The following is a 26523-nucleotide window of genomic DNA, read 5'->3' on the forward strand; positions in this document are numbered from 1 at the left end:
CGCGTCGATCTCGTCGTCCTGCCCGGTCAGTGCTGCGGCGCCCAGCCGTCGTCGCCGGCGAGGTAGTCGGCGACCTCGTGGTCCGCGGCCTCTTCGCGGGTGAGCTGCGGGCGGTCGGCGTTCACGAACGCCCCCGGCCCCCAGTTCCGGTACTCCGCGTTGCTGCCCGCGATCCAGTCGTAGCCCGACATGGTGGTCCACGGGTCGGCCTTGAGATGGTCGCCGATCCAGGAGCCCCGGATGACGACGCGCGGGTCGTTGTCGGGAGCGCTGCTCGGGTGCCACGGGCGGCCCAGGTAGTAGCTGCCCGGTCCCGCGTTCGAGATCAGGCGCGACCCCGTCACCAGGAACCCGCGGGAGAACGACGACGACGTGCTCGGTGCGAACACGTACCCGCTCGGGTCGCTCTCCCGGCGCAGCGCCTTGATCGTCGAGTTCTCGATCACGGCCGTGCCCCGGCCGAAGATGAAGTCCACGTCGCCCTGGATCCAGCTGTTGCGCACGTAGACGCGGCCAGGCACGGCAACGTTGGGCGAGTCGAGGTAGAGCGTGTCCTGGTTGCCGAGGAAGCGGACCTTGTCGAACACCACGCGGTCCGCGGCGGTCTTCACCGCAACGGCCTGGTGGCCTGAGATCTCGGGGTGCGCAGCCTCGTCGAACGCGTTCTCGAACGTGACCGCACGGGCGGTGAAGCCGGCCCCCGCCACCGTGACGCTCGCGCTGCCCGTGGTGCCCCACGTCCCGCCGCCGGGCTTCGGCGTGCCGGCCGCGCGGTCGTCGGTGATGACGACGTCCGCGGGGTCACCCGTGGCACCGAGGAACGACAGCAGAGTGCGCTTCGGGTCGACCACGACCCGCCCGGCGTACGTCCCGGGCCGGAACACGATCTCTACCCGGTCGACCGCACCGGTCGGCGCGAGGTCGACGGCCCCCTGCGCCGTCGTCGCGTCACCGGACCCGTCGGTGGCGACGACGATGCGCTCGCGTGCCCCGAGGCCCTGCGGCCCGGCCAGCTGCCCGACGACGCGCGGCACCGCCTGCACCGGGTGCACCGTGCGGCGCACCACGCCGTCCCACGCGGGCACCTCGGCGATGTCGGGGTCGTGCGTGGCGTTGTATGCGGCGAGCAGGTCCACGGGCGCTCCGTTGACCGTGTTGCCGTCCTCGGTCATGGCGGTGCCGCTCAGGCGCCCCACCACGGTGTCGAGCGGGAAGCCGTCCGGCACCGTGATCGCGTTGGCCTGCGCCAGCAGGTGCGACTCCTTGCCGACGCCCCACGAGTACGCGTAGGGGATGTCGGTGCTCGCGTCCTGCACGTAGTGGTTGTTGTACACGTCGACCTGCCCGAACCGGACCCGCGCCACACGCTGGCCCAGGTTCTGGAACAGGTTGTGGTGCAGGGTGATCCGCAGCTTCCCGCGGTCCGCGATCCGCGAGTCGCTCGACCCGACCAGCATCGTCTTGTCGTGGTCGTGGAGGCGGTTGTACGAGACGGTCACCAGGTCGGACGCGTTCGTGATGTCCAGCAGGCCGTCGTGCACCTGGTAGGGGCGGCCGAAGTACTCCGGCTGGGCGGAGTCCAGGTTGGTGCCGTCGCCGAGGTCGTTGTGGTCGATCCACAGGTTGGTGCTCTCGCGGACCGTCACCAGGTCGTACTCGGAGTTCCAGGACCCCTCGGCGCCGTCCGTCGGATCCCACGCGGGGAAGCAGTCGTGCGCGTCCACGAGCGTGAGGCCGCGGACGATGACGTTCTGCACGCCGATGATCTGCAGCGCGGCCCCGGTGAGCTGGGCGCCCGGGGCGCCGATCAGCGTCGTGTTGGAGCCGATGCGCGCCGTGACGTGCGCCGCGTGCGCCTGCTGCGAAGCACGACGCGCGTCCTCGACAGGCCCGCTCGGCTTCGTGGCCCGGCCCCACACGGCCGGGTCGTACGTCGCCAGGTACTGCTCGAGCGTGTAGCCGCCCTGCGCGAACGCCTCGCACGGGAGCGGGGCGCCGTCCGGGCCGGTATTGGCGTCGATCTGGGCGTCGACCACGACGATCTTCGGGGCGTCGCCCGCCACCGCGGCGTCGAGCTCGGCCCAGGTCCGGACGGTGATGATCTCGGTGGCCGCCGCGCCGCCCGTGGTGCCGGCGCCCGCGGAGCCCCAGCCGTCGCCGGCGGCCAGGGTCTGCCGCGCGAGGCGCTCGGCGCTCGCGGCGGGCGGGGTCCCGCCTGCCGTCTCGGCACCGGCGGGTGCCGTCGTGAGCAGGAGCGCGGGTGCCGCGAGCAGCGCGGCCGCCGCGAGGCAGGCGGTTGCCCGGCCCGCACGGGCAGGGAGTAGAGCGGGTCTCGTCATCGTGACCTCCGGGTCTGTCGGTTCTCGGCTGTGAGAAACCGGTTTCTCAGAGCGAAGCACAGAACGCCGTCGGCGCACAAGACCCGGGCGGGGTCCGCCGCCGGGACCGGCGCCGGGGTCGGCCCGGGGCCCCGCCGGCGAGCCCGCGAGCCGGTCTCGCCGGTCGACCCGAGGCGATACCTGATCGCGTTCTCGAGGCGGACAACGGTCGTCGCGGACAACGGTCGTCGCGGACAACGGTCGTCGCGGACAACGCCGACGCGTCGGCGCCGCGGCGCGGGCAGCACCCCCAGCTCGGGTAGCAGCTCGACTCAGCCGGCAGCTCGGGCTTACGCCCCCCGCCGGCTCACGCAGCAGCCACGCTCCGCGTCCGCCCCGCCAGCGCCACCACCCCCGCCGCGAGCGCCGCCGTCAGCCCGAAGCACGCCGCGTAGGCGGGCAGCCCCACGAGATCGTGCAGGGACCAGAGCAGCGCCCCGGTCGCAGCGGACGCGGCTGCCCCGGCGAGCGCGTCGGCGACCTGGAGCGCCGAGGACGCGGCCCCCTGCTCGTGCGTCTCCGCGAGCTCCAGGGTCAGGATGGACAGAGTGGGGAACACGAGCCCCATGCCGAGTCCGGACAGTACCCACGAAGCCATGCCGAACGCGACCGGCATACCCGGGAGCGCGAGCACCCCGGCGCCGAGCATGCCGGCGGCGAGCAGCCCGCCGCCGACCCGGACGTATCCGGCGTGGCTGAGGTGCAGCAGGTCGCGCCCGCGGGCCCAGGACGCGGTGGACCAGCCGAGCGCGCCGACGGTGAGCACCACGCCGGCCAGGCCGGAGGTGAGCCCCCGCTCGTGGACGAGCACCAGAGGAAGGAGCACCTCGGCACCCACGAACGCCGCGGAGATCAGCGCCCGCACCGTGATGACGGCGGGCAGCCCCCGCCTGGCCCGGACCACGGCCAGGGCGAGGCGCAGCGCCCGGGCCCGGCCACCGGCGTCGTCCTCGCGAGGGTCGCTCCCGGTTGTTTGCCCGACGCCGGACGGGGCGCCCCCGTCACCGCGGGCGGCGGCGAGCCCCGGTCGCAGCAGCAGCACCGCCGGGACGGCGAGGGCGGGCACCGCGAGGAAGACCCACCGCCAGCCCAGGTTCTCGACCACGAGCCCGGCCAGCGCCGGCCCGACGATCGCGGGCAGCACCCACGCCGCGGCGAACGCCGAGAAGACGCGCGGGTGCCGCTCGGCCGGGAAGACCCGCGCGACGAGGACGTACGTCGCGACCGAGTAGAGCCCGCTGCCGACGCCCATCAGCGCCCGCCCGGCGATGAGAACCCCCATCCCCGGAGCGAGGCCCGCCACGACGAGCCCGCCGACGAACAGCGCGACGCCCGTCCACATCGCCGGCGTGGGACCGCTCCGGTCGCACCAGCGCCCGGCGGCCAGCAGCCCCACGATGCTCGCGCCGAACGTCACGGAGAAGGCGAGCGTGTAGTGGCGCAGCCCGCCGAGGTCCACGGCGACGGTCGGCATCGCGGTCGACACCGCGAGCGCCTCGAACGCGCCCAGCGCGCAGAGCGCCACCATGCCGATCAGCACGATCCGCTGCGCGCCCTCCCCGAGGCGGACGACGCGGCCGGGCTCGCGGGACGCGTCGACGTCGGCGCTCGCGCCGGACGGTGCCGTCATACCAGGACCACCTTCCCCGTGGTGCGGCGTTCCTCCAGCTCGCGGTGCGCCCGCGCCGCCTGCGCGAACGGCACGCGGTGGGTCAGCACGCGCCATGTGCCCGCGGCGGCGAGGGCCAGCGCCCGCTCCTGGAAGCGTCGCATGTCGCCCGGGGCAGGCGCGCCCGGTCCGACGGCGGTGCGCACCTCGAGCGGACGCGGCGCCTCGTCGGTGGCGTACCGGTTGGCGGAGCCCGACGACCACCCGTTCACGACGAGTCGCCCGCCGTCGAGCAGGAGGTCGGCAGCGGCGGTCCCCGCGTCGCCGCCCACGCCGTCGAGCACCACGGTGGCGCCGTCGGCCCCGCTCCTGCCCTCGACACCAAGCGCGGCGAGCGCCGCCCTCGCCCGACCGGTCCAGCCGGGCGCGGCGTAGTCGACGACGGCGAGGCGCCCGCCCGAGCCGTCGGGGGCGAGGGCGCTGATCACGGCGGTCTTGGGCCCGCTCGCCAGCGCGACGACGCGAGCCCCGGCGTGCAGCGCCGCCTGGACGAAGAGGGTGCCGAGCCCGCCGGCCGCCGCGGTGACGACCACGACGTCGTCGGACGAGATGCCCGCGATGTCGAGCGTGTACGCCGCCATGCGGCCCGTGCCGATCATGGCGATGGCCCCGGCCTCGTCGAGCCCGGCGGGTATCCGATGGAGCGCGGCGACCGGGGCGACGGCGAGGCGGGCGTACCCGCCGCCGTCGGGCGTAGCACCCAGGTGGGCGGCGACGCGCCGTCCCGTCCAGGAGGGGTCCACGCCGTCGCCGACCGCCGCCACGGTGCCGGCGACCTCGCGACCCGGGATCGTCGGGAGCTCGGGGAGGGGGAGGGGACCGCCCCGCTCGCCGCGGCGGAGGGTGGTGTCGAGCAGGTGCACGCCGTGCGCGGTGGCGGCGACCAGCACCTGCCCGGGGCCGGGCTCCGGGTCGGGGACCTGGTCGAGCACGAGGTTCTCGGGCGGGCCGAAGGAGTGGAGTCGGATGGCGTCCATGACGGCTATCCTCAGACCTCGACCAATGTTGAGGTCAAGGCGGTTCTCCGGAGAGGTGCTCGATGCCCGACGACGTGCCCTGGGACCACGACGAGCTGACCGTGGGGGAGCTTGCAGCCCGCAGCGGCGTGCCGGTCTCCGCCCTGCACTTCTACGAGCGGCAGGGCCTCGTCACCAGCCGCCGCACCGCGGGCAACCAGCGCCGGTTCCGGCGCGAGACGCTGCGCCGGGTCGCGTTCATCCGCGTCTCCCAGCGGGTCGGCATCCCCCTGGCCGAGATCGGCGCGGCGCTCGCGACCCTGCCGGGGGACCGGACGCCGACGGCGAAGGACTGGCGGCGCATCTCCCGCGCGTGGCAGGCGGACCTCGACGCGCGGATCGACCAGCTCGAGCGGCTGCGCGACCACCTCACCGACTGCATCGGCTGCGGCTGCCTCTCGCTGCGCAAGTGCGGCCTGTCCAACCCGCACGACGCCCTGCGCGCGACGGGGTCCGGACCGCGCACGCTCCTGGTCGAGGGGCCCCAGTAGGCTCGGCCCCATGACCAGCGTCACGCCTCGCGTCCTCGTGCTCAACGGTCCCAACCTCGGCCGGCTCGGCGTCCGTGAGCCGGAGGTCTACGGCCACGCCACCATGGCCGACCTCGCGGTTGCGGCGGGCAAGTGGGGCGCCGAGCTGGGCCTGGACGTCGCGGTTCGGCAGACCGACGACGAGTCCGAGCTGGTCGGCTGGCTGCACGAGGCGGTCGACGCAGGCGCGCACGTGGTGCTCAACCCGGCCGCCTTCACGCACTACAGCTACGCGCTGCGCGACGCCGCGGCCCAGGTCACGACGGCGGGCCTGCTGCTGGTCGAGGTGCACCTGTCGAACCCGGCGAGCCGGGAGTCGTTCCGGCACCTGTCGGTCGTCGCGGGCATCGCGACGGGCACGATCGCCGGCTTCGGCTTCGACTCGTACCGCCTCGCGCTGAGCGCGGTGGCCGCTCGGCTGAACCCTTAAGGCCTCATCCTTGGGCCATGGTTCTCAAGGTTGGGACCTTGAGGATGGAGACTCAAGGGTCTATCCTTGAACCATCGTGATAGTGCTCACCGTCGACCAGCGCGGCAGCACCCGGTCCCCGGACCGGGTGCCCGAGGTGCTGGAGCACCTGGCCGACGCCGCCGGCGGGCGTCGAGGTCTCGTGGTGGCGTTCGAGCGCACGGTCGGGGACGAGGTGCAGGGCGTCCTCGACGACGCCGGCCTCGCCACCGACCTCGTCCTGGACCTCCTGCGTGACGGCGGCTGGAGCGTCGGGGTCGGCGTCGGCCCGGTGGAGGAGCCGCTGCCCGCGGTCTCCCGCGAGGCGCGCGGCCCCGCGTTCGTCCGGGCGCGCGAGGCCGTCGAGCGGGCCAAGACCCGGTCCGCCGGCACCAACGTCGCGGTCGATGGTCCCGACGCGGACCGGGCGGCCGAGGTCGAGGCGCTGCTGCGCCTGCTCGGCGCGGTCCGGGCGCGCCGTTCCACCGCGGGGTGGGAGGTCGTCGATACGCTCGCCTCGCTGCCCGACGGCGTCCGGGCCGGCCGGCAGAGGCAGGCCGCCGCAGTCCTCGGCATCACCGAGCAGGCGGTGAGCCAGCGGGTCCGTGCGGCCCTCTGGCAGGAGGAGGAGGCGGCACGGCCCGTCGCCGCCCGCCTGCTCGCCGAGCTGGACGACCAGCGAGTACAGGACGGGTGACCGGCGACGTGGCGGCCGGCACCATCGGCAGGGCCGGCGAGCCGTCGGCGACACAGTGGGTCAACGAGACAGTGACGAGGGGGGAACAGGTGACCTGGGAGATCGCGGGGGACCTGACGTTGGGTCAGTGGTTCTCGATCGCGGGCGTGTGGGTGGCCACGCTCGTGGTGAGCGTGGTGGCCGGCTCGTGGGTGGTGCCGTGGATCCTGCGCAAGGCGTCCGACGGCGACCTGCCGTGGCTGCCGTACACGCCGCCGGCGGTGCCGCCCGCGACGCCGCAGGCCGCGGCCGACCCGGGCGCCCCGGTGCCCGACCCCGCCGCCGTCCAGGCCGCCGAGGCGGGAGAGGAGCCGCCGTCGGGCACCATGAACGCCCAGGCGATGGCCGTGCTTCGCGGCGGGGCGTGGCTCGGGGTGCTGGAGCGCCTCGCGATCACCGCGTCGCTCCTGGCGGGCTATCCGTACGGCATCGCGATCATCGTGGCGATCAAGGGCCTGGGTCGTTATCCCGAGCTGCGCGAGTTCCCGGTGGCGTCCGAGCGGTTCGTGGTGGGGACGCTCGCGTCGCTCATCTGGGCGGTGGGTTCGGGTCTGGCCGGGCTGATCGCCATCACGGCGATCCTCTGATCCCTCCGGTAGACTGAGTCGCTGCTCCTTGACATCCCCTGGCCCCCGACGTCCCGTCGGCATGCCCGAACGACACACAGGAAGACGAACGTGGCTACCTCCAACGACATCAAGAACGGCACCGTGCTCCGCATCGACGGTCAGCTCTGGGCGATCATCGAGTTCCAGCACGTCAAGCCGGGCAAGGGTGGCGCGTTCGTCCGCACCAAGATGAAGAACGTGCTCTCCGGCAAGGTCGTCGAAAAGACGTTCAACGCGGGTATCAAGGTCGAGACGGCCAACGTCGACCGCCGCGACTTCCAGTACCTGTACATGGACGGTTCCGACTACGTGTTCATGGACAACGCCACGTACGACCAGATCACGGTCGCCCCGGAGACCGTGGGCGACACCAAGGACTACCTGCTCGAGGGCATGAACGTCATGGTCGCCTCGAACGACGGCACGCCGCTGTACGTCGAGCTTCCGGCCTCCGTGATCCTCGAGATCACCTACACCGAGCCGGGCCTGCAGGGCGACCGCTCCACGGGTGGCACCAAGCCGGCGACCCTCGAGACCGGCGCGCAGATCCAGGTTCCGCTCTTCCTCGAGCAGGGCACGAAGGTCAAGGTCGACACCCGCGACGGGTCGTACCTCGGCCGCGCGAACGACTGACGTGGGCGCTCGCACAAAGGCGCGCAAGCGCGCCGTCGACATCCTCTTCGAGGCGGAGCAGCGGGCCGTCGACCCGCTGCGGCTCCTGAGCGACCGGGTCGCGAACCCGCGCACCGAGGCCGCGGTGCCGCAGTACACCGTGGAGGTCGTCGAGGGCGTGATCGCCGAGCGGGACCGCATCGACGAGCTGCTCGAGACCTACTCGCACGGCTGGACGCTGGAGCGCATGCCCGCGGTGGACCGGGCGGTGCTGCGCGTCGGCGCCTGGGAGGTGCTGTACAACGACGACGTCCCGGACGCGGTCGCGGTGGACGAGGCCGTGAGCCTCGCCGGTGACCTGTCGACGGACGACTCGCCGTCGTTCGTCAACGGCCTCCTCGGCCGGATCGTCGAGCTGAAGCCGTCGCTCCTCGCGTGAGGACCTGACCCGGTCAGGTCTCGGCGTCGAGCGGTTCCGTCTCGCAAGTGGCGTGCATCCTCCCGGATGCACGCCACTTGCATCTCCCCAGCCAGAGCTCGGTGCAACCCAGGGGTTGCGCATCACGCCGACCGGGCGCATGCTGGTGCTGCAACCGAACGGTTGCGCGGAGGTTGCCATAGACGGCGGCTCCCGCCGGCACCCAGGAGGACCCATGACCACGCAGACCCTCTCGTCCGTCGACCTCGACGCCCGCACCGTCACCCGGACGGTCCGCATCGCGGCCGGGCCCGACGCCGTCTGGCGCGCCCTCACCGAGCCCGAGCACGTCGCCGGCTGGTTCGGCGACACGTGCGAGACCGACGACGGCGGCCCGTTCACGCTGGGCGGTCGCGGCCGGTTCCACTTCGGCAGCCACGGCTGGTCCGCGTTCCAGGTCACGCGCCTCGACGCCCCCCGCGTGCTCGCCTTCACGTGGGCCGCGCCCGAGGTCGCAGACGGCACCGAGGCCGTCTTCACGCTCGCGCCCGACGGCGAGGGCACGCGCCTCACCGTCGTCGAGACCGGCTTCGACCGTGCGGACGACGCGACCGCGCGGTCCGCGCTGGAGGACCACCGCCAGGGCTGGAACAGCGAGCTCGACGAGCTGGTCGCGTACGTCGAGTCGCGGCAGTGGTGACGAGCCCTGGCGCCCCGAGCGCCGTCGTGGCCTTCGCCGCTCTCGCCGACGAGACCCGGTGGGCGGTGCTGCAGGCCCTCTCCGAGGGGGACCTGTCGGCGACCGCGCTCGCGGACCGGCTGCCCGTGACGCGGCAGGCGGTCGCCAAGCACCTCGCGGTGCTCGAGGCGGCGGGCCTGGTCGAGTCGTACAACGCCGGCCGCGAGCGCCGGTACCGGGCGCTCGGCGCGGAGCTGACGGCGCTCGGCCGCCGTCTGGAGAGCATCGGCCAGGCCTGGGACGCCCGCCTGTCGCGCCTGGCGGCGATCGCGGAGGACCTGGAGCGCGGCTCGGAGTAGCAGCTGTTGTCGTTCACCTGAGCCTGCGGTTCCGCTTCAGGCGGGTGCCTCGTACCTCGGCCCCCACCCTGCGCTGCACCTCCGGCTCAGGCGAGCCAGGACAGGGCGCCGACGTTCGCGGTCGGCGCCCTGTCCATCTGCCGCGCATGTGACCAACGCCGCTGTCCGCGGCGTGCCCACCCGGGCCGGGGCGAGGGCCCGGCGGGTTAGGGTGGGGACTGTCAGACTCCCTTTAAAGCCCGTCCAGTGAGGCGGGGAAGGAGGTCGCCAGATGACCCCTGGCACCGCCGTGCCCGGATCCGGCCCAGGATCCACCACCGCACCCGCACCGGACGTCCCGACGGGCGTGATCGTCCTCGGTGAGGCGGACATCGCCCGCGCGCTGACCCGGATCGCGCACGAGATCACCGAGCGTAACCGCGGCGCCGCCGACGTGGTCCTGCTCGGCATCCCGACCCGGGGCGTGACCCTCGCCCGACGCCTGGCCGAGCGCCTCGCCGACGTCGAGCCCACATTCTCCCGCGACCGTGTCGGCGAGCTCGACGTCACGATGTACCGGGACGACCTGCACCGTCAGCCGACGCGCGCCGTCGGCGTGACGCGCGTGCCCGTGAGCCTCGATGACCGGACGGTCGTGCTCGTCGACGACGTGCTCTTCTCGGGCCGCACGATCCGCGCCGCCCTGGACGCGCTGAGCGACCTGGGCCGCCCCCGCGTGGTCCAGCTCGCCGCCCTGGTCGACCGGGGCCATCGCGAGCTGCCGATCCGCGCCGACTACGTCGGCAAGAACCTGCCCACCTCCCGCGCGGAGCGCGTCAGGGTGCGGCTGCGCGAGGTCGACGGCGTCGAGGACGCGGTGCTGATCAGCGGTCGCGGGGGCGACGAGCCGGCGCAGGCCGGCCGGGACCAGGGAGTGACACCGTGAAGCACCTGCTCTCGACCGCCGACCTGTCGAAGGACGACGCGATCCTCCTGCTCGACACCGCGGCGCAGATGGCCGCGACGCAGTCGCGCGAGATCAAGAAGCTGCCGACGCTGCGCGGGCGCACGGTCGTGAACCTGTTCTTCGAGGACTCGACGCGCACCCGGATCTCGTTCGAGACAGCCGCCAAGCGGCTCAGCGCGGACGTGATCAACTTCTCGGCCAAGGGCTCGAGCGTGTCGAAGGGCGAGTCGCTCAAGGACACCGCGCTGACCCTGCACGCGATGGGCGCGGACGCCGTCGTCGTGCGCCACCACGCCTCGGGGGCGCCGCACATGCTCGCGAACGCCGGGTGGCTCGACGCCGCCGTGCTCAACGCGGGCGACGGCATGCACCAGCACCCCACGCAGGCGCTGCTGGACGCGTTCACGATCCGCCGCCACCTCGTGGGCGAGCGGTCCGGCGCCGACCCGGTCGGCGCGGACCTCGCCGGCCTGCGCGTCGCGATCGTGGGCGACGTGCTGCACTCGCGGGTCGCGCGGTCGAACGTGCACCTGCTGCACACGCTCGGCGCCGAGGTCACGCTCGTGGCCCCGCCGACCCTGCTGCCGGTCGGGGTGGAGTCGTGGCCGAGCCGCGTGTCGTACCACCTGGACGAGACGCTCGAGCAGTGGCAGCCGGACGCCGTCATGATGCTGCGGGTGCAGCGCGAGCGGATGTCCGGCGGGGCGGGGGCATTCTTCCCCAGCCCTCAGGAGTACTCCCGGACGTTCGGGCTCAACGCCCGCCGCCTGGCGCTCGCTCCGGACCACGCGCTCGTCATGCACCCCGGGCCGATGAACCGCGGGCTCGAGATCTCCGCGGACGCGGCCGACCACGCGCGGTCCGTGATCGTGGAGCAGGTCGCGAACGGCGTCGCGGTCCGCATGGCCGCCCTGTACCTGCTGCTGGCCGGCGGCGACGACTCCGAGAGGAACACCCAGTGAGCACCACGTACATCCTCCGCGGGGTCCGGCCCCTGGGCGGCGACCCGGTGGACGTCGTCCTGGCCGACGGCGTGATCAGCGAGATCACCGCCGCGGGTGAGGCGACGGTCCCGGACGCTTCCCACGGAGTCACAGCCCCTGGTGAGGCGACGGTCCCGGACGGGGACGTCGTCGTGCTCGACGCGCGCGCCTCCGACGGCTCCGGTCTGGTCCTCCTGCCCGGCCTGGTCGACCTGCACACCCACCTGCGCGAGCCGGGCCGCGAGGACGCCGAGACCGTGTGGTCCGGCACGCGCGCCGCAGCCGCGGGCGGCTTCACCGCGGTGCACGCGATGGCGAACACCACGCCGGTCGCGGACACGGCGGGCGTCGTCGAGCAGGTGCGGCGCCTCGGCGAGGAGGCCGGCTGGGCCGACGTGCACCCCGTCGGCGCGGTCACGGTGGGCCTGGCGGGGGAGCGCCTCGCCGAGCTCGGCGCGATGGCCGACTCCGCCGCCCGGGTCCGCGTCTTCTCCGACGACGGCAGGTGCGTCCACGACCCGATCCTGATGCGGCGCGCGCTGGAGTACGTCAAGGCGTTCGACGGCGTCGTGGCGCAGCACGCCCAGGAGCCGCGCCTGACCGAGGGCGCCCAGATGAACGAGGGCGTCGTCTCGGGGGAGATCGGCCTGACCGGCTGGCCGGCCGTCGCGGAGGAGGCGATCATCGCGCGCGACGTGCTGCTCGCCGAGCACGTCGGCTCACGCCTGCACGTGTGCCACCTGTCGACGGCGCGGTCGGTGGAGATCATCCGCTGGGCGAAGTCCCGTGGGGTGAACGTGACCGCCGAGGTCACGCCGCACCACCTGATCCTCACCGACGAGCTCGCCCGCGACTACGACCCGGTGTTCAAGGTCAACCCGCCGCTGCGCACCGCCGAGGACGTCGAGGCGGTCCGCCAGGGCCTCGCCGACGGCACGATCGACATCGTGGCGACCGACCACGCCCCGCACCCGGTCGAGGACAAGGACTGCGAGTGGTCCGCCGCCGCGTTCGGCATGACGGGCCTGGAGACCGCCCTGTCCGTCGTGCAGGCGACCATGGTCGACACGGGCCGGCTCACCTGGGCCGACGTCGCCCGCGTGCTGTCGACGGCCCCGGCACGGATCGGCCGGATCGACGACCGCCAGGGCCGCCCCCTGGCGGCCGGCGAGCCGGCCAACCTCGTCCTCGTGGACCCGGCCGCGCACCGCATGATCGACGGGTCCGCCCAGGTCACCGCAAGCGCCAACACGCCGTTCCGGGGCATGGAGCTGCCCGGCCGCGTCGTCGCCACCTTCCTGCGGGGGCGCGCGACCGTGCTGGACGGCGTGCCCGTCGACGCCCTCGAAGGAGCCGCACGATGAACGGTCACCAGTGTCTGCTCGACGCTCCGGCCCCCGGCGCCCCGGCTCTCGACATCTCGGTCCAGTCTCCCGAAGGAGCCGCACGATGAACCTGCCCCTGCCGCTCGCCGTCGGGATCTGGGTCGTCCTGGGGCTCGCCCTGCTCCTCCTGGTCCTCACGGGCCGACGACGTCTCGCGCAGCGCACGCGCGCGGTCGTCCCCGTCCCGCCGGCCGCTCCCGCGCCCGAGGCGCTGGGCGCCCTGCGCGCCGGCCCCGTCGAGGCCGTGTACGTGTCCAGCACGCTCGCGGGCGACTGGCTCGCCCGCGTGGGCGCCCACGGGCTCGGCGACCGCGCCGCCGCCCGCGTGACCGTCCACGACGCCGGGGTGCTCGTCGAACGCGAGGGCGCCGACGACGTGTTCGCGCCCGTCGCCACCCTGCGCGGCGCGGGCCTCGCGCCCGGCATGGCCGGCAAGTACGTCGGGGCTGACGGCCTCGTCGTCATCACGTGGGAGGTCCCGGCCGCCGACGGCGTCGAGGCCGCCCTGCTCGACACCGGCCTGCGCACCCGCCGCGCCACCGACCGCGGCACGCTCGTGGACGCCGTGCGCCACCTCGTCGCCGCCCAGACCCTGTACCCGCCGGCGTCCACGACGCCGTCTTCCCCGCCGACCGCCACGCCGACCCCCCAGGACGCCCGATGAGCACCACCCTCGCCAGCAGCACCCCAGCGACCCTCGTCCTCGAGGACGGCAGCACCTACTCCGGCCGCGCGTACGGGGCCACCGGCACCACCTTCGGCGAGATCGTCTTCTCGACCGGCATGACGGGCTACCAGGAGACCCTCACCGACCCGTCGTACCACCGCCAGATCGTCGTCATGACGGCCCCCCACATCGGGAACACGGGCGTCAACGACGAGGACCCGGAGTCCGGGAAGATCTGGGTCAGCGGGTACGTCGTGCGCGACCCCGCGCGCCGCGTGTCCTCCTGGCGCGCCGAGCGCTCCCTCGGCGAGGAGCTCGCCGCCCAGAGCATCGTCGGAATCTCCGACCTCGACACCCGCGCGCTGACCCGCCACCTGCGCGAGACCGGCGTGATGCGCGCCGGCATCTTCTCCGGCGACGCCCTCACCCGCGACGGCTACCCCCGCCACGTCGAGGAGCTCGTCGCGCAGGTGCAGGCGTCCCCCCAGATGAAGGGCGCGAACCTCGCGGGCGAGGTCACGACCACCGAGGCGTACGTCGTCGAACCGCGCGGCGAGCACGAGGGTCACCAGCCCGTCGCGACCGTCGTCGCCGTCGACCTCGGCATCAAGACCATGACGCCCGTGCGCCTCGCCGAGCGCGGCGTGCGCGTCCACGTCGTGCCGCAGTCCACGACGATCGAGGAGATCGAGGCCCTGCTGCCCGCCGGTGCGCCCCGCGGGGTCTTCTTCTCCAACGGCCCCGGTGACCCCGGCGCCGCAACGCACGAGGTCGACGTGCTCCGCCAGGTCCTCGACCGCCGCCTGCCGTTCTTCGGCATCTGCTTCGGCAACCAGCTCCTCGGCCGCGCCCTCGGGTACGGCACCTACAAGCTGGGCTACGGCCATCGCGGCATCAACCAGCCCGTCCTGGACCGCACCACCGGCAAGGTGGAGGTCACCGCGCACAACCACGGCTTCGCGGTCGACGCCCCCGTCGACGCCGAGTCCGCCGCACCGCACGACGGCGGCCGCTACGGCCGCGTCGTCGTCTCCCACGTCGGCCTCAACGACCGTGTCGTCGAAGGCCTGACCTGCCTGGACCTGCCGGCCTTCTCCGTGCAGTACCACCCCGAGGCCGCGGCCGGCCCCCACGACGCCGCCTACCTCTTCGACCGGTTCGTCGACCTCATGACGGACCCGGCCGCCTGGCCGCCAGTCGTCAAGGACCAGCTCAAGGAGAGCCGCTGACATGCCCCGCCGTACCGACATCTCCTCGGTCCTCGTCATCGGGTCCGGCCCCATCGTCATCGGCCAGGCCTGCGAGTTCGACTACTCCGGCACCCAGGCCTGCCGCGTGCTCAAGGAGGAGGGCCTGCGCGTCGTCCTCGTGAACTCCAACCCGGCGACGATCATGACCGACCCCGAGTTCGCCGACGCCACCTACGTCGAGCCGATCACCACCGAGGTCCTGACCACCATCATCGCCAAGGAGCGGCCGGACGCGCTCCTGCCGACCCTCGGCGGGCAGACCGCCCTCAACGCCGCCATCGCCCTGCACGAGGCCGGCGTGCTCGAGAAGTACGGCGTCGAGCTCATCGGCGCCGACATCGCCGCGATCCAGAAGGGCGAGGACCGCGAGCAGTTCAAGCAGGTCGTCGAGGTCTGCGGCGGCGAGTCCGCCCGCTCCCTCATCGTGCACACGATCGACGAGGCGCTCGCGGCCGTGGACGTCCTGGGCTACCCGATGGTGGTCCGCCCGTCGTTCACCATGGGCGGCCTGGGCTCGGGCATCGCGTACGACGAGGCGGACCTGCGCCGCATCGCCGGCCAGGGCCTGCACTACTCGCCCACCACGGAGGTGCTCCTCGAGGAGTCCATCCTGGGGTGGAAGGAGTACGAGCTCGAGCTGATGCGCGACAAGAACGACAACGTCGTGGTCGTGTGCTCCATCGAGAACGTGGACCCGGTGGGCGTGCACACGGGCGACAGCGTCACCGTCGCCCCGGCGATGACCCTCACCGACCGCGAGTACCAGCGCCTGCGCGACATCGGCATCGCCGTCATCCGCGAGGTCGGGGTCGACACCGGCGGCTGCAACATCCAGTACGCGGTGCACCCGGAGACGGGCCGCATCATCGTCATCGAGATGAACCCGCGCGTCTCCCGGTCCTCGGCGCTCGCGTCGAAGGCGACGGGCTTCCCGATCGCGAAGATCGCGGCGAAGCTCGCCGTCGGCTACACGCTCGACGAGATCCCGAACGACATCACGAAGGTCACGCCGGCGAGCTTCGAGCCCACGCTCGACTACGTCGTGGTGAAGGTCCCGCGCTTCGCCTTCGAGAAGTTCCCGGCCGCCGACGACACCCTCACCACCACCATGAAGTCGGTGGGCGAGGCCATGGCGATGGGCCGCAACTTCACCGAGGCGCTCGGCAAGGCCCTGCGGTCGATCGACAAGGGCGGCGTCACGTTCCACTGGGACGGCGACGCCCCGAGCGGCGAGGCCCTGGCCCTGCTCCTGAAGGACATCGAGCGCCCGACCGAGCACCGTCTGGTGGGGGTCCAGCAGGCCCTGCGTGCCGTGAGCACCGGCGAGACCACCCTCGAGGAGGTCTTCGAGGCCACCAAGATCGACCCCTGGTTCCTCGACCAGATCCAGCTCGTCAACGAGATCGCCGCGGCGACGACCTCCGCCCCGACGCTCACCGAGGACGTGCTCCGCGAGGCCAAGCGCCACGGCCTGTCGGACGTCCAGGTAGCGCGCCTGCGCGGCATGGGCCCCGGCGGCGAGGCCACGGTGCGGGAGATCCGCTACGCCCTCGGCGTGCGCCCGGTCTACAAGACGGTCGACACGTGCGCGGCCGAGTTCCGGGCCACCACGCCGTACCACTACTCGAGCTACGACCAGGAGACCGAGGTCCAGCCGCGCGAGCGCGAGGCCGTCATCATCCTCGGCTCCGGCCCGAACCGCATCGGCCAGGGCATCGAGTTCGACTACTCGTGCGTGCACGCGACCCTGGCGCTGCGGGACACGTACGAGACCGTCATGGTCAACTGCAACCCGGAGACCGTCTCGACGGACTACGACACGTCCGACCGGCTCTACTTCGAGCCCCTGACCTTCGAGGACGTCCTAGAGGTCTACCACGCCGAGGCTGCGGCCGGGCCGGTCAAGGGCATCATCGTGCAGCTCGGCGGCCAGACGCCGCTGAGCCTCGCCCAGCGCCTCGCCGACGCCGGCCTGCCGATCCTGGGTACCAGCCCCGCCGCCATCGACGCGGCCGAGGACCGGGGCCTGTTCGGCCAGGTCCTGGTCGACGCCGGCCTGCCCGCCCCCGCGTTCGGCGTCGCCCGCTCGTTGTCGCAGGCCCGCGAGATCGCGGCCCGCATCGGGTACCCCGTGCTCGTGCGCCCGTCGTACGTGCTCGGCGGCCGCGGCATGGAGATCGTCTACAGCGAGGACCAGCTCACGGGCTACGTCGAGCGCGCCCTCGAGGCCGCCGCGGCGGCCAGCGCCCACGGGACCCTCCCCGCGCCGCTGCTCATCGACCGCTTCCTCGACGACGCGATGGAGATCGACGTCGACGCCCTGTACGACGGCGAGGACCTGTTCCTCGGCGGCGTGATGGAGCACATCGAGGAGGCCGGCATCCACTCCGGCGACTCCGCCTGCGTGCTGCCGCCCGTGTCCCTGTCGGAGGCCGAGATCGAGCGCATCCGCCGCTCCACCGAGGCCATCGCGAAGGGCGTGGGCGTGCGCGGGCTCCTCAACGTCCAGTACGCGCTCGTGTCGGACATCCTGTACGTCCTCGAGGCCAACCCTCGCGCGTCCCGTACGGTGCCGTTCGTCTCCAAGGCGACCGGCGTGTCCCTCGCGAAGGCAGCCGCCCGCGTCATGGTGGGGGAGACCATCGCGGACCTGCGCAAGGCCGGCGTGCTGCCTGCCGAGGGTGACGGCGGCACCATCGACCTCGGCGCCCCGCTGGCGGTCAAGGAGGCCGTGCTGCCCTTCAAGCGGTTCCGCACCCGGGAGGGCCTCGTCGTCGACTCGGTCCTCGGCCCGGAGATGCGCTCCACGGGTGAGGTCATGGGCTTCGACAAGGACTTCCCGCACGCCTTCGCCAAGTCGCAGGCCGCCGCGTTCGGCGGGCTGCCGACCTCCGGGACCGTGTTCGTGTCCGTCGCGGACCGTGACAAGCGCTCGATCGTGTTCCCGGTCAAGCGCCTCGCAGAGCTCGGCTTCCAGGTCCTTGCCACGGCGGGCACCGCGACGGTGCTGCGCCGCAACGGCATCGCCGCGACCGTGGTCCGCAAGTACTCCGCCGGCCGCGGCGAGGCCGGCGAGCCCACGATCGTGGACCTCATCACCGAGGGCAAGGTCGACCTCGTCGTCAACTCGCCCTCCGGCCAGGGCGCCCGCGCCGACGGCTACGAGATCCGCGCTGCCACGACCGCCGCCGACAAGCCGATCGTCACGACGGTCGACCAGCTCGCCGCGGCCGTGCAGGGCATCGAGGCGGTCCTCGCCGGGCCCTTCGCCGTCGCCAGCCTGCAGGAGCACACGGCCGCCACCGTGGCCCGCCGTGCGGAGCCGTTGCCGGCGCCGGAGCTCGCGGGGACGACGGCGTGACAGGGCCGGACAGCCTGGGGTCGGGCGCGCCGCCGTCGGGCCTCAGCGCCGGAGCTCGCGGGGACGACGGCGTGACGGCTGCCCTTCGTCCCTCCTTCGGCGCCCGCCTGGCCGCCGCCATGGACGAGCACGGTCCCCTCTGCGTCGGGATCGACCCCCACGCCTCCCTCCTGGAGGCGTGGGGCCTGCCCGACACGGCGGCCGGCGTGCGCGACTTCGGCCTGCGCGTGGTCGAGGCGCTCGGCGGGAAGGTCGCGGCGGTCAAGCCGCAGGCAGCCTTCTTCGAGCGGCACGGCTCGCGCGGGCTCGCCGCCCTGGAGGACGTCCTCGCGGCGTCGGCCGCGGCGGGCACGCTGACGATCGTCGACGCCAAGCGCGGCGACATCGGCTCCACGATGGGCGCCTACGCGGACGCCTACCTGCGTGACGGCTCGCCGCTCGCCGGTGACGCCCTGACCGTCTCGCCGTACCTGGGCTTCGGCTCGCTCGCGCCTGCGGTGGAGCTGGCCGCGGCCACGGGCCGCGGCCTGTTCGTGCTGTGCCTCACGTCCAACAAGGAAGGTGCGGAGGTCCAGCACGCCCGCAGCCTGCCCGACGCCGGAGGCCACCTGGGCGCGTCCGTCGCCTCGGTCATGGCCGCCCACGCGGCGGTGCTGAACGCGGGGGCGGAGCCGATGGGCTCCGTGGGCCTCGTCGTGGGTGCCACGGTGGGCGACGCCGCGCGCGCGACCGGGACGGATCTCGTGGCCGTCAACGGACCGCTGCTGGCACCGGGTGTGGGCGCCCAGGGGGCGGGGGCACGTGAGTTGTCGACCGCATTCGGCGACGCCCGGCGTACCGTGCTGGCGTCGTCGTCGCGGGGCGTGCTCGCGGCCGGACCGGACGCGGAGTCGCTGGTGAGGGCGGCGCGGGCGGCGGCCACCGAGGCGACGGCGGCGCTCCGCAGCTGAAGAGTTAACGGGATTCATTATGTGTAAACGCCCTAAATGGTGCATTTACAGGTGATGAAGTGCCAGGCAAAGGCGCGCCTGCGATTGCCGACGGGTTGGGTCGTGGCTACTTTCGATGCAGCAGTCCACATCCAGACCGGCGACAGTGCTGACAGAGGCCGGTCGAGACACGAGTAGGTGACTTGCGTGGCACTTCCCCCCCTCACTCCCGAGCAGCGTGCAGCAGCTCTCGAGAAGGCCGCCGAGGCTCGGCGCGCCCGGGCAGAGATCAAGAACCGGCTGAAGTACTCCCAGGGCTCCCTGAAAGAGGTCATCGAGCGCGGCCAGACAGACGACGTCGTCGGAAAGCTCAAGGTGGTCTCGCTGCTGGAGTCCCTCCCCGGCGTGGGTAAGGTGAAGGCCAAGGCGATCATGGAGGAGATCGGGATCGCCGAGACTCGCCGCGTCCGTGGTCTTGGGCCGCACCAGACGAAGGCGCTCATCGAGAGGTTCGGCTGACATTTCCAGTTCTACTGCTCCCGCACGACTGACCGTCCTTGCGGGCCCGACCGCCGTCGGCAAGGGCACCGTCTCGGCCGACGTGCGGGACCGCTATCCGCAGGTGTGGCTCTCCGTGTCGGCGACCACCCGGTCGCCTCGCCCGGGCGAGGAGGACGGCGTCCACTACCTGTTCGTAGGTCCCGAGGAGTTCGACCGCATGGTCGCGGCGGGGGAGATGCTCGAGTGGGCCGTCGTGCACGGCCGCAACCGCTACGGCACCCCCCGCCGGCCCGTCGAGGAGCGGCTCGCCGCGGGCGTGCCGGTCCTGCTGGAGATCGACCTTCAGGGCGCCCGGCAGGTCCGCGGGTCCATGCCCGACGCGCGGTTCGTGTTCCTCGCGCCGCCGAGCTACGACGAGCTGGTACGCCGGCTCGTCGGGCGTGGCACGGAGGACGAGGAGGAGCGGACTCGGCGCCTGGAGACGGCGCGCGTGGAGCTCGCCGCCGAGAGCGAGTTCGACGTGACCATCGTCAACGACGACGTCCACCGGGCGACCGACGAGCTCGTCAGCGTGATGGGCGTCTCGTCGGTCGGTGCGGGCTCGGCGCACGTGGCGGGCTGAGCTCGCCGATCGTGCACCGTCGCCGGACGGGTCGACATAGCTCGGCGCACGTGGCGGGCTGAGCCTGCCCGCTGCGGACGTTCCCGGCGGGTAGACTGTGCCCTCGGACTTTCCTCTTCCCCTCTAGCCTCGGGAGCATCACCATGGCCGGAACCGTCGCCGCTCCGATCGGCATCACCGACCCGCCGATCGACGAGCTGCTCGAGCGCACTGACTCCAAGTACGGGCTCGTCCTGTACGCGGCCATGCGCGCCCGTCAGATCAACGCGTACTACTCCCAGCTCAACGAGGGCCTGCTGGAGAACGTGGGCCCGCTCGTCGAGACCCGCAACCAGGAGAAGCCGCTCTCGATCGCCATGCGCGAGATCAACCGTGGCCTCCTGACGATCGAGGCCGTCGAGCCGGTCGAGCCCGGCGAGGGCGAAGCCACGCCGGAGTTCCCCGCCTGACCCGGACGCGAGTCGTCCTGCGATGAGGATCCTGCTGGGTGTCAGCGGGGGTATCGCCGCATACAAGGCCGTGCTCCTGCTGCGGCTGCTGCGCGAGCAGGGGCACGCCGTGCGCGTGATCCCGACCGCCTCTGCCCTCCGGTTCGTAGGGGCGCCGACCTTCGAGGCACTGTCCGGCGAGCCGGTCACCACCGAGGTGTTCGAGGACGTGGAGCACGTGCCCCACGTCGCCCTGGGCCAGGGTGCCGACCTGGTGATCGTGGCGCCTGCGACGGCCGACCTGCTGTCACGGGCCGCGACGGGCCGGGCCGACGACCTGCTGACGTCCACTCTCCTCACCGCCCGCTGCCCGGTCGTCATGGCGCCCGCCATGCACACCGAGATGTGGGAGCACCCCGCCACGCGCGCCAACGTTGCGACCCTTCGCGAGCGGGGCGTGCACGTCCTGGAGCCGGCGTCCGGCCGCCTGACCGGCGCGGACACGGGCCGCGGCCGGCTGCCTGAGCCGGAGGAGATCGCCGAGTACGCGCTGTCGGTGGTCGTTGCCGGGCCCGCGCCCGGCGGGCCGTCAGGCTCGCGCGACCTCGTAGCGCGTCGTGTCGTGGTGTCCGCGGGCGGGACGCGTGAGCCCATCGACCCCGTCCGGTTCATCGGGAACCGGTCCAGCGGCCTGCAGGGCGTCGCCCTGGCCCGTGCCGCGGCCGAGCGGGGGGCCCACGTGACGTTGGTGGCAGCCAACATCGCCCTCGAGGTCCTGGCGGGGGCGTCTTCAGCCGGGCAGGGCCAAGGTGCTGGAACGGTCGACGTCGTGCGCGTCGAGAGCACCGCCGACCTGCGCGACGCGGTCCGCGGAGCGGCCGCAGAGGCCGACGTCGTCGTGATGGCCGCAGCCGTCGCCGACTTCCGGCCCGCGCGGACGCCCGACGCCAAGATCAAGAAGGTGCCCGGCCGGCCGCCCGCGCCGATCGAGCTGGTGCTCAATCCCGACATCCTGGCTGAGCTTGCGCACGAGCGCCTGCGACCCGGGCAGGTCGTCGTCGGGTTCGCCGCCGAGACCGGGGACGAGACGGGCGACGTGCTCGACCTGGGCCGCGCCAAGGCGCGCCGCAAGGGTGCGGACCTGTTGGTGCTCAACGCCGTCGGCGGGGGCCGGGGGTTCGGCACGGTGACCAACGAGGTGACCTTGCTCGACGGCACGGGCGAGGTTCTCGGTCAGGTGGCCGGGACCAAGCCCGAGGTCGCCGACGCGGTCTGGGACGCTGTGGTGAAGCTGCTCGTGCCGCGGGCCTGAGCTTGTCGGCCGCGGGCCTGAACCCCCGTCCGGAATTATGTCCACATACTGAGATCCTTCTCGCCATGTGAGCCATCTTTCGCCCGACCTGCGCGCCGACCCGGCACCGGGCCCGTAGCATGTCCGGCATGGCTGATGCGCTGCGCCTCTTCACCTCCGAGTCTGTGACCGAGGGACACCCCGACAAGGTCTGCGACCAGATCTCGGACTCGATCCTGGATGCGTTGCTGGAACAGGACCCGACGTCGCGCGTCGCTGTCGAGACGATGGTGACGACCGGTCTGGTCCACGTCGCGGGCGAGGTCACGACCAACGCCTACGTGGAGATCCCGCAGATCGTCCGCCAGGTCGTGCGGAACATCGGGTACACCTCGTCCGCGATCGGGTTCGACGGCGACTCGTGCGGTGTCTCGGTGTCGATCGGCCAGCAGTCGCCCGACATCGCGCAGGGCGTCGACAAGGCGCTCGAGCAGCGCGAGGACTCCGCCGACCTCGACCCGCTCGACGCGCAGGGCGCGGGCGACCAGGGCCTGATGTTCGGCTACGCGTCCGACGAGACCCCCACGCTCATGCCGCTGCCCATCTGGCTGGCGCACCGCCTCGCCGAGCGGCTCGCGGAGGTGCGCAAGACGGGCGAGCTCGTCGGGCTGCGCCCCGACGGCAAGACGCAGGTCACGATCGGGTACGACGGCGACCGTGCCCTGCGCCTCGACACCGTCGTGCTGTCCACCCAGCACGACGAGGACGTGGTGCAGGAGAAGCTGCAGCGCGAGGTCGCGGACCACGTGATCGCGCCCGTCGTCGGAAACCTCGCAGACACGATGGGCCTCGACGTCGCCGACTTCCGGTTGTTCGTCAACCCGACGGGCAAGTTCGTCGTCGGCGGCCCGCAGGGCGACGCGGGCCTCACCGGCCGCAAGATCATCGTCGACACGTACGGCGGCATGGCCCGCCACGGCGGTGGCGCGTTCTCCGGCAAGGACCCGTCGAAGGTCGACCGTTCCGCCGCCTACGCCATGCGGTGGGTCGCGAAGAACGTCGTCGCCGCCGGCCTCGCCCGCCGCTGCGAGGTCCAGGTCGCGTACGCGATCGGCAAGGCGCAGCCCGTCGGCCTGTACGTCGAGACGTTCGGCACCGAGCAGGTCCCCGTCGAGCGGATCACCGCCGCGATCCGTGAGGTCTTCGACCTTCGCCCCGCCGCGATCATCCGCGACCTCGACCTGCTGCGCCCCATCTACCGCGCCACCGCCGCCTACGGCCACTTCGGCCGCGAGCTGCCCGACTTCACGTGGGAGCGCACCGACCGCGTCGAGGCACTGCGGTCGCTGTTCTGACGTCGAGGACCGCCGCTGTTCCCAGGTGCGGCGTCCGGTTCGAGAACACCATGTGGCACCGCTCGACCCGGGATGGTGATACCTGATGGTGTTCTCGAACCGACCGCCTCCGGGCTGTGACGGGCACCCGCGCCGCGTGTCGGTGGCGGGTGATGGGATAGGACCGTGAGCGCGACCCGGCCGACGTCAGCCGAGCCCCAGCAGGACACCCTGCTGGGGCTCGACGACGTCGCGCCCGCCCGCCGCCGCGGGCCGCGGGCCAAGGCCCAGGTCGAGACGAACGGCGTCCCGATCGCGACGACGCTGCCGGTGGCGCGCGTCGTGCTCGACCTGCAGCCGGCGCACCTCGACCAGCCCTACGACTACCTCGTCCCCGCCACGATGACGGACGACGCGCAGCCTGGCGTGCGGGTCAAGGTGCGCTTCGGACGGCAGGACGTCGACGGGTACGTCGTGGCGCGTCAGGAGACGTCGGACCACGACGGTCGGCTGGTGCCGCTGCGCCGTGTGGTGTCCGCCGAGCCCGTGCTGACGCCCGCCGTGCTGGCGCTGGCCCGTGCGGTCGCGGACCGGTACGCGGGGACGCTCGCCGACGTGCTGCGGCTGGCGGTGCCGCCTCGGCACGCGAAGGTCGAGAAGGAGGCTGTGCCAGCCGACGACCCGACCTTGGCTGGGTCCGACGGCGCTGCCGGGTCTTCCGCCTTGCCCGGGTCCGGGCTGCCCGCCCTGGCCGGGTCCGACGCTGCTGCCGGGGATGTCGTGCGCCGGCAACCATCCGCACCTCGTTCCTCGGCGCTCCCGCCAGGCCCGTCCACGCCGGCGCACGACATCCCCGGCACCACCGTCTTGTCTGTCGTGTCGCCTTCCATTCCCGGCACCAGCACCTCCGTCGTCTCGCCGTCCGAGCCACCGCCCGACGTGCCCGGCAGCACTCCCTCGTCCGATGCTCCGGCTTCCGCGGTGGGGGATGCCTCCTCGGTCTGGGCTTCCTATCGCGGCGGGCAGGCCTTTCTTCGGCGCGTGCTTGCTCGCGAGGCTCCTCGTGCCGTGTGGTCGGCGTTGCCCGGGGTCGACGACGTCCTGCCGCACTGGGCGCTGGCCGTAGGCGAGGCCGTGCGTGCCTGTGTCGCCGGCGGGCGGGGGGCGCTTGTCGTCGTGCCCGACGCGCGGGACGTCGCCCGCGTGAGGTCGGCCCTCGATCGTGCCGGGCTTCCTGACCATGTCCAGCTCCTGGCCGACGACGGGCCCGCTCCCCGGTACCGGGCCTTCCTGTCCGTGCTGCGTGGTTCCGTCCCCGTCGCTGTGGGGACGCGGGCCGCGATGTTCGCTCCCGTGCGCGACCTCGGGCTCGTCGTCCTGTGGGGCGACGGGGAGGACACGCTGGCCGAGCCGCACGCGCCCTACCCGCACGCGCGAGACGTGCTGGCACTGCGGGCCGAGCTGGAGGGGGCCGCGTACCTGCTCGGGTCTCCCGGGCGAACCGTCCAGGCGCAGGCACTGCTCGCCTCCGGGTGGGCCCGGGAGCTGGCCGCACCGCGCGACGTCGTGCGCGCGCGGGCGCCGCGGGTGCGGGCTCTGACGTCCGTGGAGCTGGCCCGCGAAGGCGCGGCCGCCGCCGCTCGCCTGCCCTCGGCGGCATGGCGGGCGGCGCGCGACGCGCTGGGGCTGGGACCGGTGCTCGTGCAGGTCCCGCGCGCGGGCTACCTGCCGGTCGTGGCGTGCGCCCGGTGCCGCACCGCCGCCCGCTGCTCCGCGTGCCACGGGCCGCTGGGGCTGTCGTCCGCCGACGGCGCGCCCCAGTGCACGTGGTGCGGGCGCCTCGCCGGGCACTGGTCGTGCGACGAGTGCGGCTTCACCGGCCTGCGGTCGGTGCGGGTCGGGTCGGAGCGCACCGCCGAGGAGCTCGGCCGCGCGTTCCCGGGCGTGCCCGTGCGTCTCTCGGCGGCGAGCGCCCCCGGCGGAGTGCTCGACACCGTGGGGACGCAGGGCGGGCGGCACCCGCTCATCGTCGCCACCCCCGGCGCCGAGCCCGTCGCCCCCGGCGGGTACGCCGCCGCCCTGCTGCTCGACGCGGCGGTCCTGACCGCCGGGACCGGCCTGGCCGTCGCCACCGAAGCACTGCACCGCTGGCTCGCCGCCGCGTCCCTCGTCCGGTCCGACGGGCAGGTGCTCCTCGTCGGCGACGCCGCCCCCGCGCCCACCCAGGCCCTGGTCCGGTTCGACCCCGCGGGCCTCGCCGACCGCGAGCTCGCCGAGCGGGCCCAGCTCGACCTGCCGCCCGCCGTCCGCGTCGCCGCCGTCACGGGCGACCGGTTCGCCGTCGACGCCCTCGTGTCCCGCGTCGACCTCGCCGACCTCCAGGGCGTCCTCCTGGGCCCCGTGGAGGTGCCGGACGCACCCGACAGGCCCGGAGCCGTCGGCCGGAGCGAGCCTGCCGGCGCAGGGCAGAGGCGGCCACAGGGCTCGCCCGCCGGCCGTGCCGCCACGCTCGACGCTCCCGTCCGCGCCGTGCTGCGCGTACCCCTCGCGCGGGGCGGCGAGCTCGCCCGCCGGCTGCACGCCTCCCTCGCCGTACGATCCGCCCGGCGCGAGGGCGGGACCGCCCGCGTACAGCTCGACCCGAAGGAGATGCTGTGACCGACACGCCACCCATCGACACCGTCGTGCTCGACTTCGGGAACGTCCTGGTCGGATGGGACCCGTACGCCGCCTACGACGGGTACCTGGACCCCGCCGAGGTCGACGCCCTCTTCGACGAGATCGGCTTCCACGACCTCAACCGCCGGCAGGACGGCGGGCGACCCTGGGCGGAGGCGCTCGCGGCCCTGGGCACGACGCACCCCCACCGCGTCGACGACCTGCGCTGGTACGTCGAGAACTACCACGCGTCGCTCACCGGGCCCGTCGAGGGCACCGAGGAGCTCGTGCACGAGCTCAAGGGCCTCGGTCTGCGGCTCTACGGCCTGACGAACTGGTCCGCGGAGTCGTTCCATCTTGCAGAACCGGCCGCACCGGCGATCGGTCTCATGGACGACGTGGTCGTCTCCGGCCGCGTCGGCCTCACGAAGCCCGACCCGCGCATCTTCGAGATCGTCGTCGAACGGTTCGGCGTCGATCCCTCCCGGGCCGTGTTCGTCGACGACAGCCCGGCGAACGTCACCGCCGCCCGCGCGGTCGGCTTCCACGGCCTCCTGTTCACCGGCACGCCGGCCCTGCGCCGAGACCTCCGTGCGCTCGGCGTCCCCGTGGCCGGCCCGCCCGGCGACCCGTCCGACACGTAGAGCCGCTGGCTGTGTGCGCCCGGCGTTCCGGTCGCCCGCCCGCAAGCGCTGGGCGCGACACCTGGTCCCGC

Annotated in this window: 25 protein-coding genes; 22 read left to right on the forward strand and 3 right to left on the reverse strand. The window is 73.4% G+C overall.

Annotated elements, in window-relative coordinates:
• Positions 1-26: 26 nt before the first annotated feature.
• The 3 genes from L1785_RS07080 to L1785_RS07090 all read right to left on the reverse strand — a co-directional run bounded on the left by L1785_RS07080 (position 27) and on the right by L1785_RS07090 (position 5024).
• Complete coding sequence (locus L1785_RS07080; RefSeq protein ID WP_236088512.1) at positions 27-2339, reverse strand: pectinesterase family protein; 2313 nt, start codon at positions 2337-2339, stop codon at positions 27-29.
• Positions 2340-2685: 346 nt separating this feature from the next.
• Positions 2686-4008 (reverse strand): MFS transporter, encoded by a 1323-nt coding sequence (locus tag L1785_RS07085; protein WP_236088513.1) that lies wholly within the window; start codon positions 4006-4008, stop codon positions 2686-2688.
• A complete protein-coding gene (locus L1785_RS07090) occupies positions 4005-5024 on the reverse strand; it encodes a zinc-binding dehydrogenase (RefSeq protein ID WP_236088514.1) in 1020 nt (339 codons plus the stop codon). The genes L1785_RS07085 and L1785_RS07090 overlap by 4 nt, the downstream gene beginning before the upstream one ends.
• Positions 5025-5086: 62 nt before the next feature.
• On the opposite strand from L1785_RS07090, the gene soxR reads away from it, so the two are divergent.
• The 22 genes from soxR to L1785_RS07200 all read left to right on the forward strand — a co-directional run bounded on the left by soxR (position 5087) and on the right by L1785_RS07200 (position 26452).
• Positions 5087-5554 carry a redox-sensitive transcriptional activator SoxR gene (gene soxR, locus L1785_RS07095; RefSeq protein WP_236088515.1) on the forward strand — a complete coding sequence of 156 codons (468 nt, stop codon included), beginning with the start codon at positions 5087-5089 and terminating at the stop codon, positions 5552-5554.
• A gap of 10 nt (positions 5555-5564) precedes the next feature.
• On the forward strand, positions 5565-6023 hold the full coding sequence (locus L1785_RS07100; protein WP_236088516.1) for a type II 3-dehydroquinate dehydratase: 459 nt from the start codon (positions 5565-5567) through the stop codon (positions 6021-6023).
• A 76-nt stretch (positions 6024-6099) separates the two neighbouring features.
• Complete coding sequence (locus L1785_RS07105; RefSeq protein ID WP_236088517.1) at positions 6100-6738, forward strand: SatD family protein; 639 nt, start codon at positions 6100-6102, stop codon at positions 6736-6738.
• A complete protein-coding gene (locus L1785_RS07110) occupies positions 6735-7364 on the forward strand; it encodes a hypothetical protein (protein ID WP_308113283.1) in 630 nt (209 codons plus the stop codon). The genes L1785_RS07105 and L1785_RS07110 overlap by 4 nt, the downstream gene beginning before the upstream one ends.
• Before the next feature lie 90 nt (positions 7365-7454).
• Entirely contained in the window at positions 7455-8018 is a 564-nt protein-coding gene (efp, locus tag L1785_RS07115) for an elongation factor P (protein WP_236088518.1), read from the forward strand.
• Between the two features lies 1 nt (position 8019).
• Positions 8020-8436 carry a transcription antitermination factor NusB gene (gene nusB / locus L1785_RS07120; protein ID WP_236088519.1) on the forward strand — a complete coding sequence of 139 codons (417 nt, stop codon included), beginning with the start codon at positions 8020-8022 and terminating at the stop codon, positions 8434-8436.
• 214 nt (positions 8437-8650) lie between these two features.
• Positions 8651-9115, forward strand: a complete 465-nt coding sequence (locus L1785_RS07125; protein WP_236088520.1) for an SRPBCC domain-containing protein — start codon at positions 8651-8653, stop codon at positions 9113-9115.
• Positions 9109-9453: an ArsR/SmtB family transcription factor gene (locus tag L1785_RS07130; RefSeq protein WP_308113284.1), complete on the forward strand. Its 345-nt coding sequence runs from the start codon at positions 9109-9111 to the stop codon at positions 9451-9453. Before L1785_RS07125 ends, L1785_RS07130 begins: the two co-directional genes overlap by 7 nt.
• Before the next feature lie 271 nt (positions 9454-9724).
• Positions 9725-10378 (forward strand): bifunctional pyr operon transcriptional regulator/uracil phosphoribosyltransferase PyrR, encoded by a 654-nt coding sequence (pyrR, locus tag L1785_RS07135; protein WP_236088521.1) that lies wholly within the window; start codon positions 9725-9727, stop codon positions 10376-10378.
• Positions 10375-11361, forward strand: a complete 987-nt coding sequence (locus tag L1785_RS07140) for an aspartate carbamoyltransferase catalytic subunit (RefSeq protein ID WP_236088522.1) — start codon at positions 10375-10377, stop codon at positions 11359-11361. The genes pyrR and L1785_RS07140 overlap by 4 nt, the downstream gene beginning before the upstream one ends.
• Positions 11358-12746: a dihydroorotase gene (locus L1785_RS07145; RefSeq protein ID WP_236088523.1), complete on the forward strand. Its 1389-nt coding sequence runs from the start codon at positions 11358-11360 to the stop codon at positions 12744-12746. Before L1785_RS07140 ends, L1785_RS07145 begins: the two co-directional genes overlap by 4 nt.
• An 85-nt stretch (positions 12747-12831) precedes the next feature.
• The gene (locus L1785_RS07150; protein WP_236088524.1) at positions 12832-13431 is read left to right on the forward strand and encodes a PH-like domain-containing protein; all 600 of its coding nucleotides are present in this window, start codon (positions 12832-12834) and stop codon (positions 13429-13431) included.
• Positions 13428-14663 carry a glutamine-hydrolyzing carbamoyl-phosphate synthase small subunit gene (gene carA, locus L1785_RS07155; RefSeq protein ID WP_236088525.1) on the forward strand — a complete coding sequence of 412 codons (1236 nt, stop codon included), beginning with the start codon at positions 13428-13430 and terminating at the stop codon, positions 14661-14663. The genes L1785_RS07150 and carA overlap by 4 nt, the downstream gene beginning before the upstream one ends.
• Before the next feature lies 1 nt (position 14664).
• Positions 14665-18045 (forward strand): carbamoyl-phosphate synthase large subunit, encoded by a 3381-nt coding sequence (carB, locus tag L1785_RS07160; protein WP_236088526.1) that lies wholly within the window; start codon positions 14665-14667, stop codon positions 18043-18045.
• A 71-nt stretch (positions 18046-18116) separates the two neighbouring features.
• Positions 18117-18995, forward strand: coding sequence for an orotidine-5'-phosphate decarboxylase (gene pyrF / locus L1785_RS07165; RefSeq protein ID WP_308113287.1), 879 nt, complete (start codon positions 18117-18119; stop codon positions 18993-18995).
• A gap of 186 nt (positions 18996-19181) precedes the next feature.
• A complete protein-coding gene (mihF, locus tag L1785_RS07170; RefSeq protein WP_236088527.1) occupies positions 19182-19493 on the forward strand; it encodes an integration host factor, actinobacterial type in 312 nt (103 codons plus the stop codon).
• Between the two features lies 1 nt (position 19494).
• Entirely contained in the window at positions 19495-20097 is a 603-nt protein-coding gene (gmk, locus tag L1785_RS07175; RefSeq protein ID WP_236088555.1) for a guanylate kinase, read from the forward strand.
• Between the two features lie 143 nt (positions 20098-20240).
• Positions 20241-20546 carry a DNA-directed RNA polymerase subunit omega gene (rpoZ, locus tag L1785_RS07180; RefSeq protein ID WP_236088528.1) on the forward strand — a complete coding sequence of 102 codons (306 nt, stop codon included), beginning with the start codon at positions 20241-20243 and terminating at the stop codon, positions 20544-20546.
• A 22-nt stretch (positions 20547-20568) separates the two neighbouring features.
• The gene (gene coaBC / locus L1785_RS07185) at positions 20569-21837 is read left to right on the forward strand and encodes a bifunctional phosphopantothenoylcysteine decarboxylase/phosphopantothenate--cysteine ligase CoaBC (protein WP_236088529.1); all 1269 of its coding nucleotides are present in this window, start codon (positions 20569-20571) and stop codon (positions 21835-21837) included.
• A gap of 128 nt (positions 21838-21965) precedes the next feature.
• A complete protein-coding gene (gene metK / locus L1785_RS07190) occupies positions 21966-23171 on the forward strand; it encodes a methionine adenosyltransferase (RefSeq protein WP_236088530.1) in 1206 nt (401 codons plus the stop codon).
• 165 nt (positions 23172-23336) lie between these two features.
• Positions 23337-25808, forward strand: coding sequence for a primosomal protein N' family DNA-binding protein (locus L1785_RS07195; RefSeq protein WP_236088531.1), 2472 nt, complete (start codon positions 23337-23339; stop codon positions 25806-25808).
• Complete coding sequence (locus L1785_RS07200) at positions 25805-26452, forward strand: HAD family hydrolase (protein WP_236088532.1); 648 nt, start codon at positions 25805-25807, stop codon at positions 26450-26452. Before L1785_RS07195 ends, L1785_RS07200 begins: the two co-directional genes overlap by 4 nt.
• The last annotated feature ends 71 nt before the right edge of the window (positions 26453-26523 follow it).

The organism is Antribacter soli (assembly GCF_021568775.1).
Taxonomy (GTDB): domain Bacteria; phylum Actinomycetota; class Actinomycetes; order Actinomycetales; family Cellulomonadaceae; genus Antribacter; species Antribacter soli.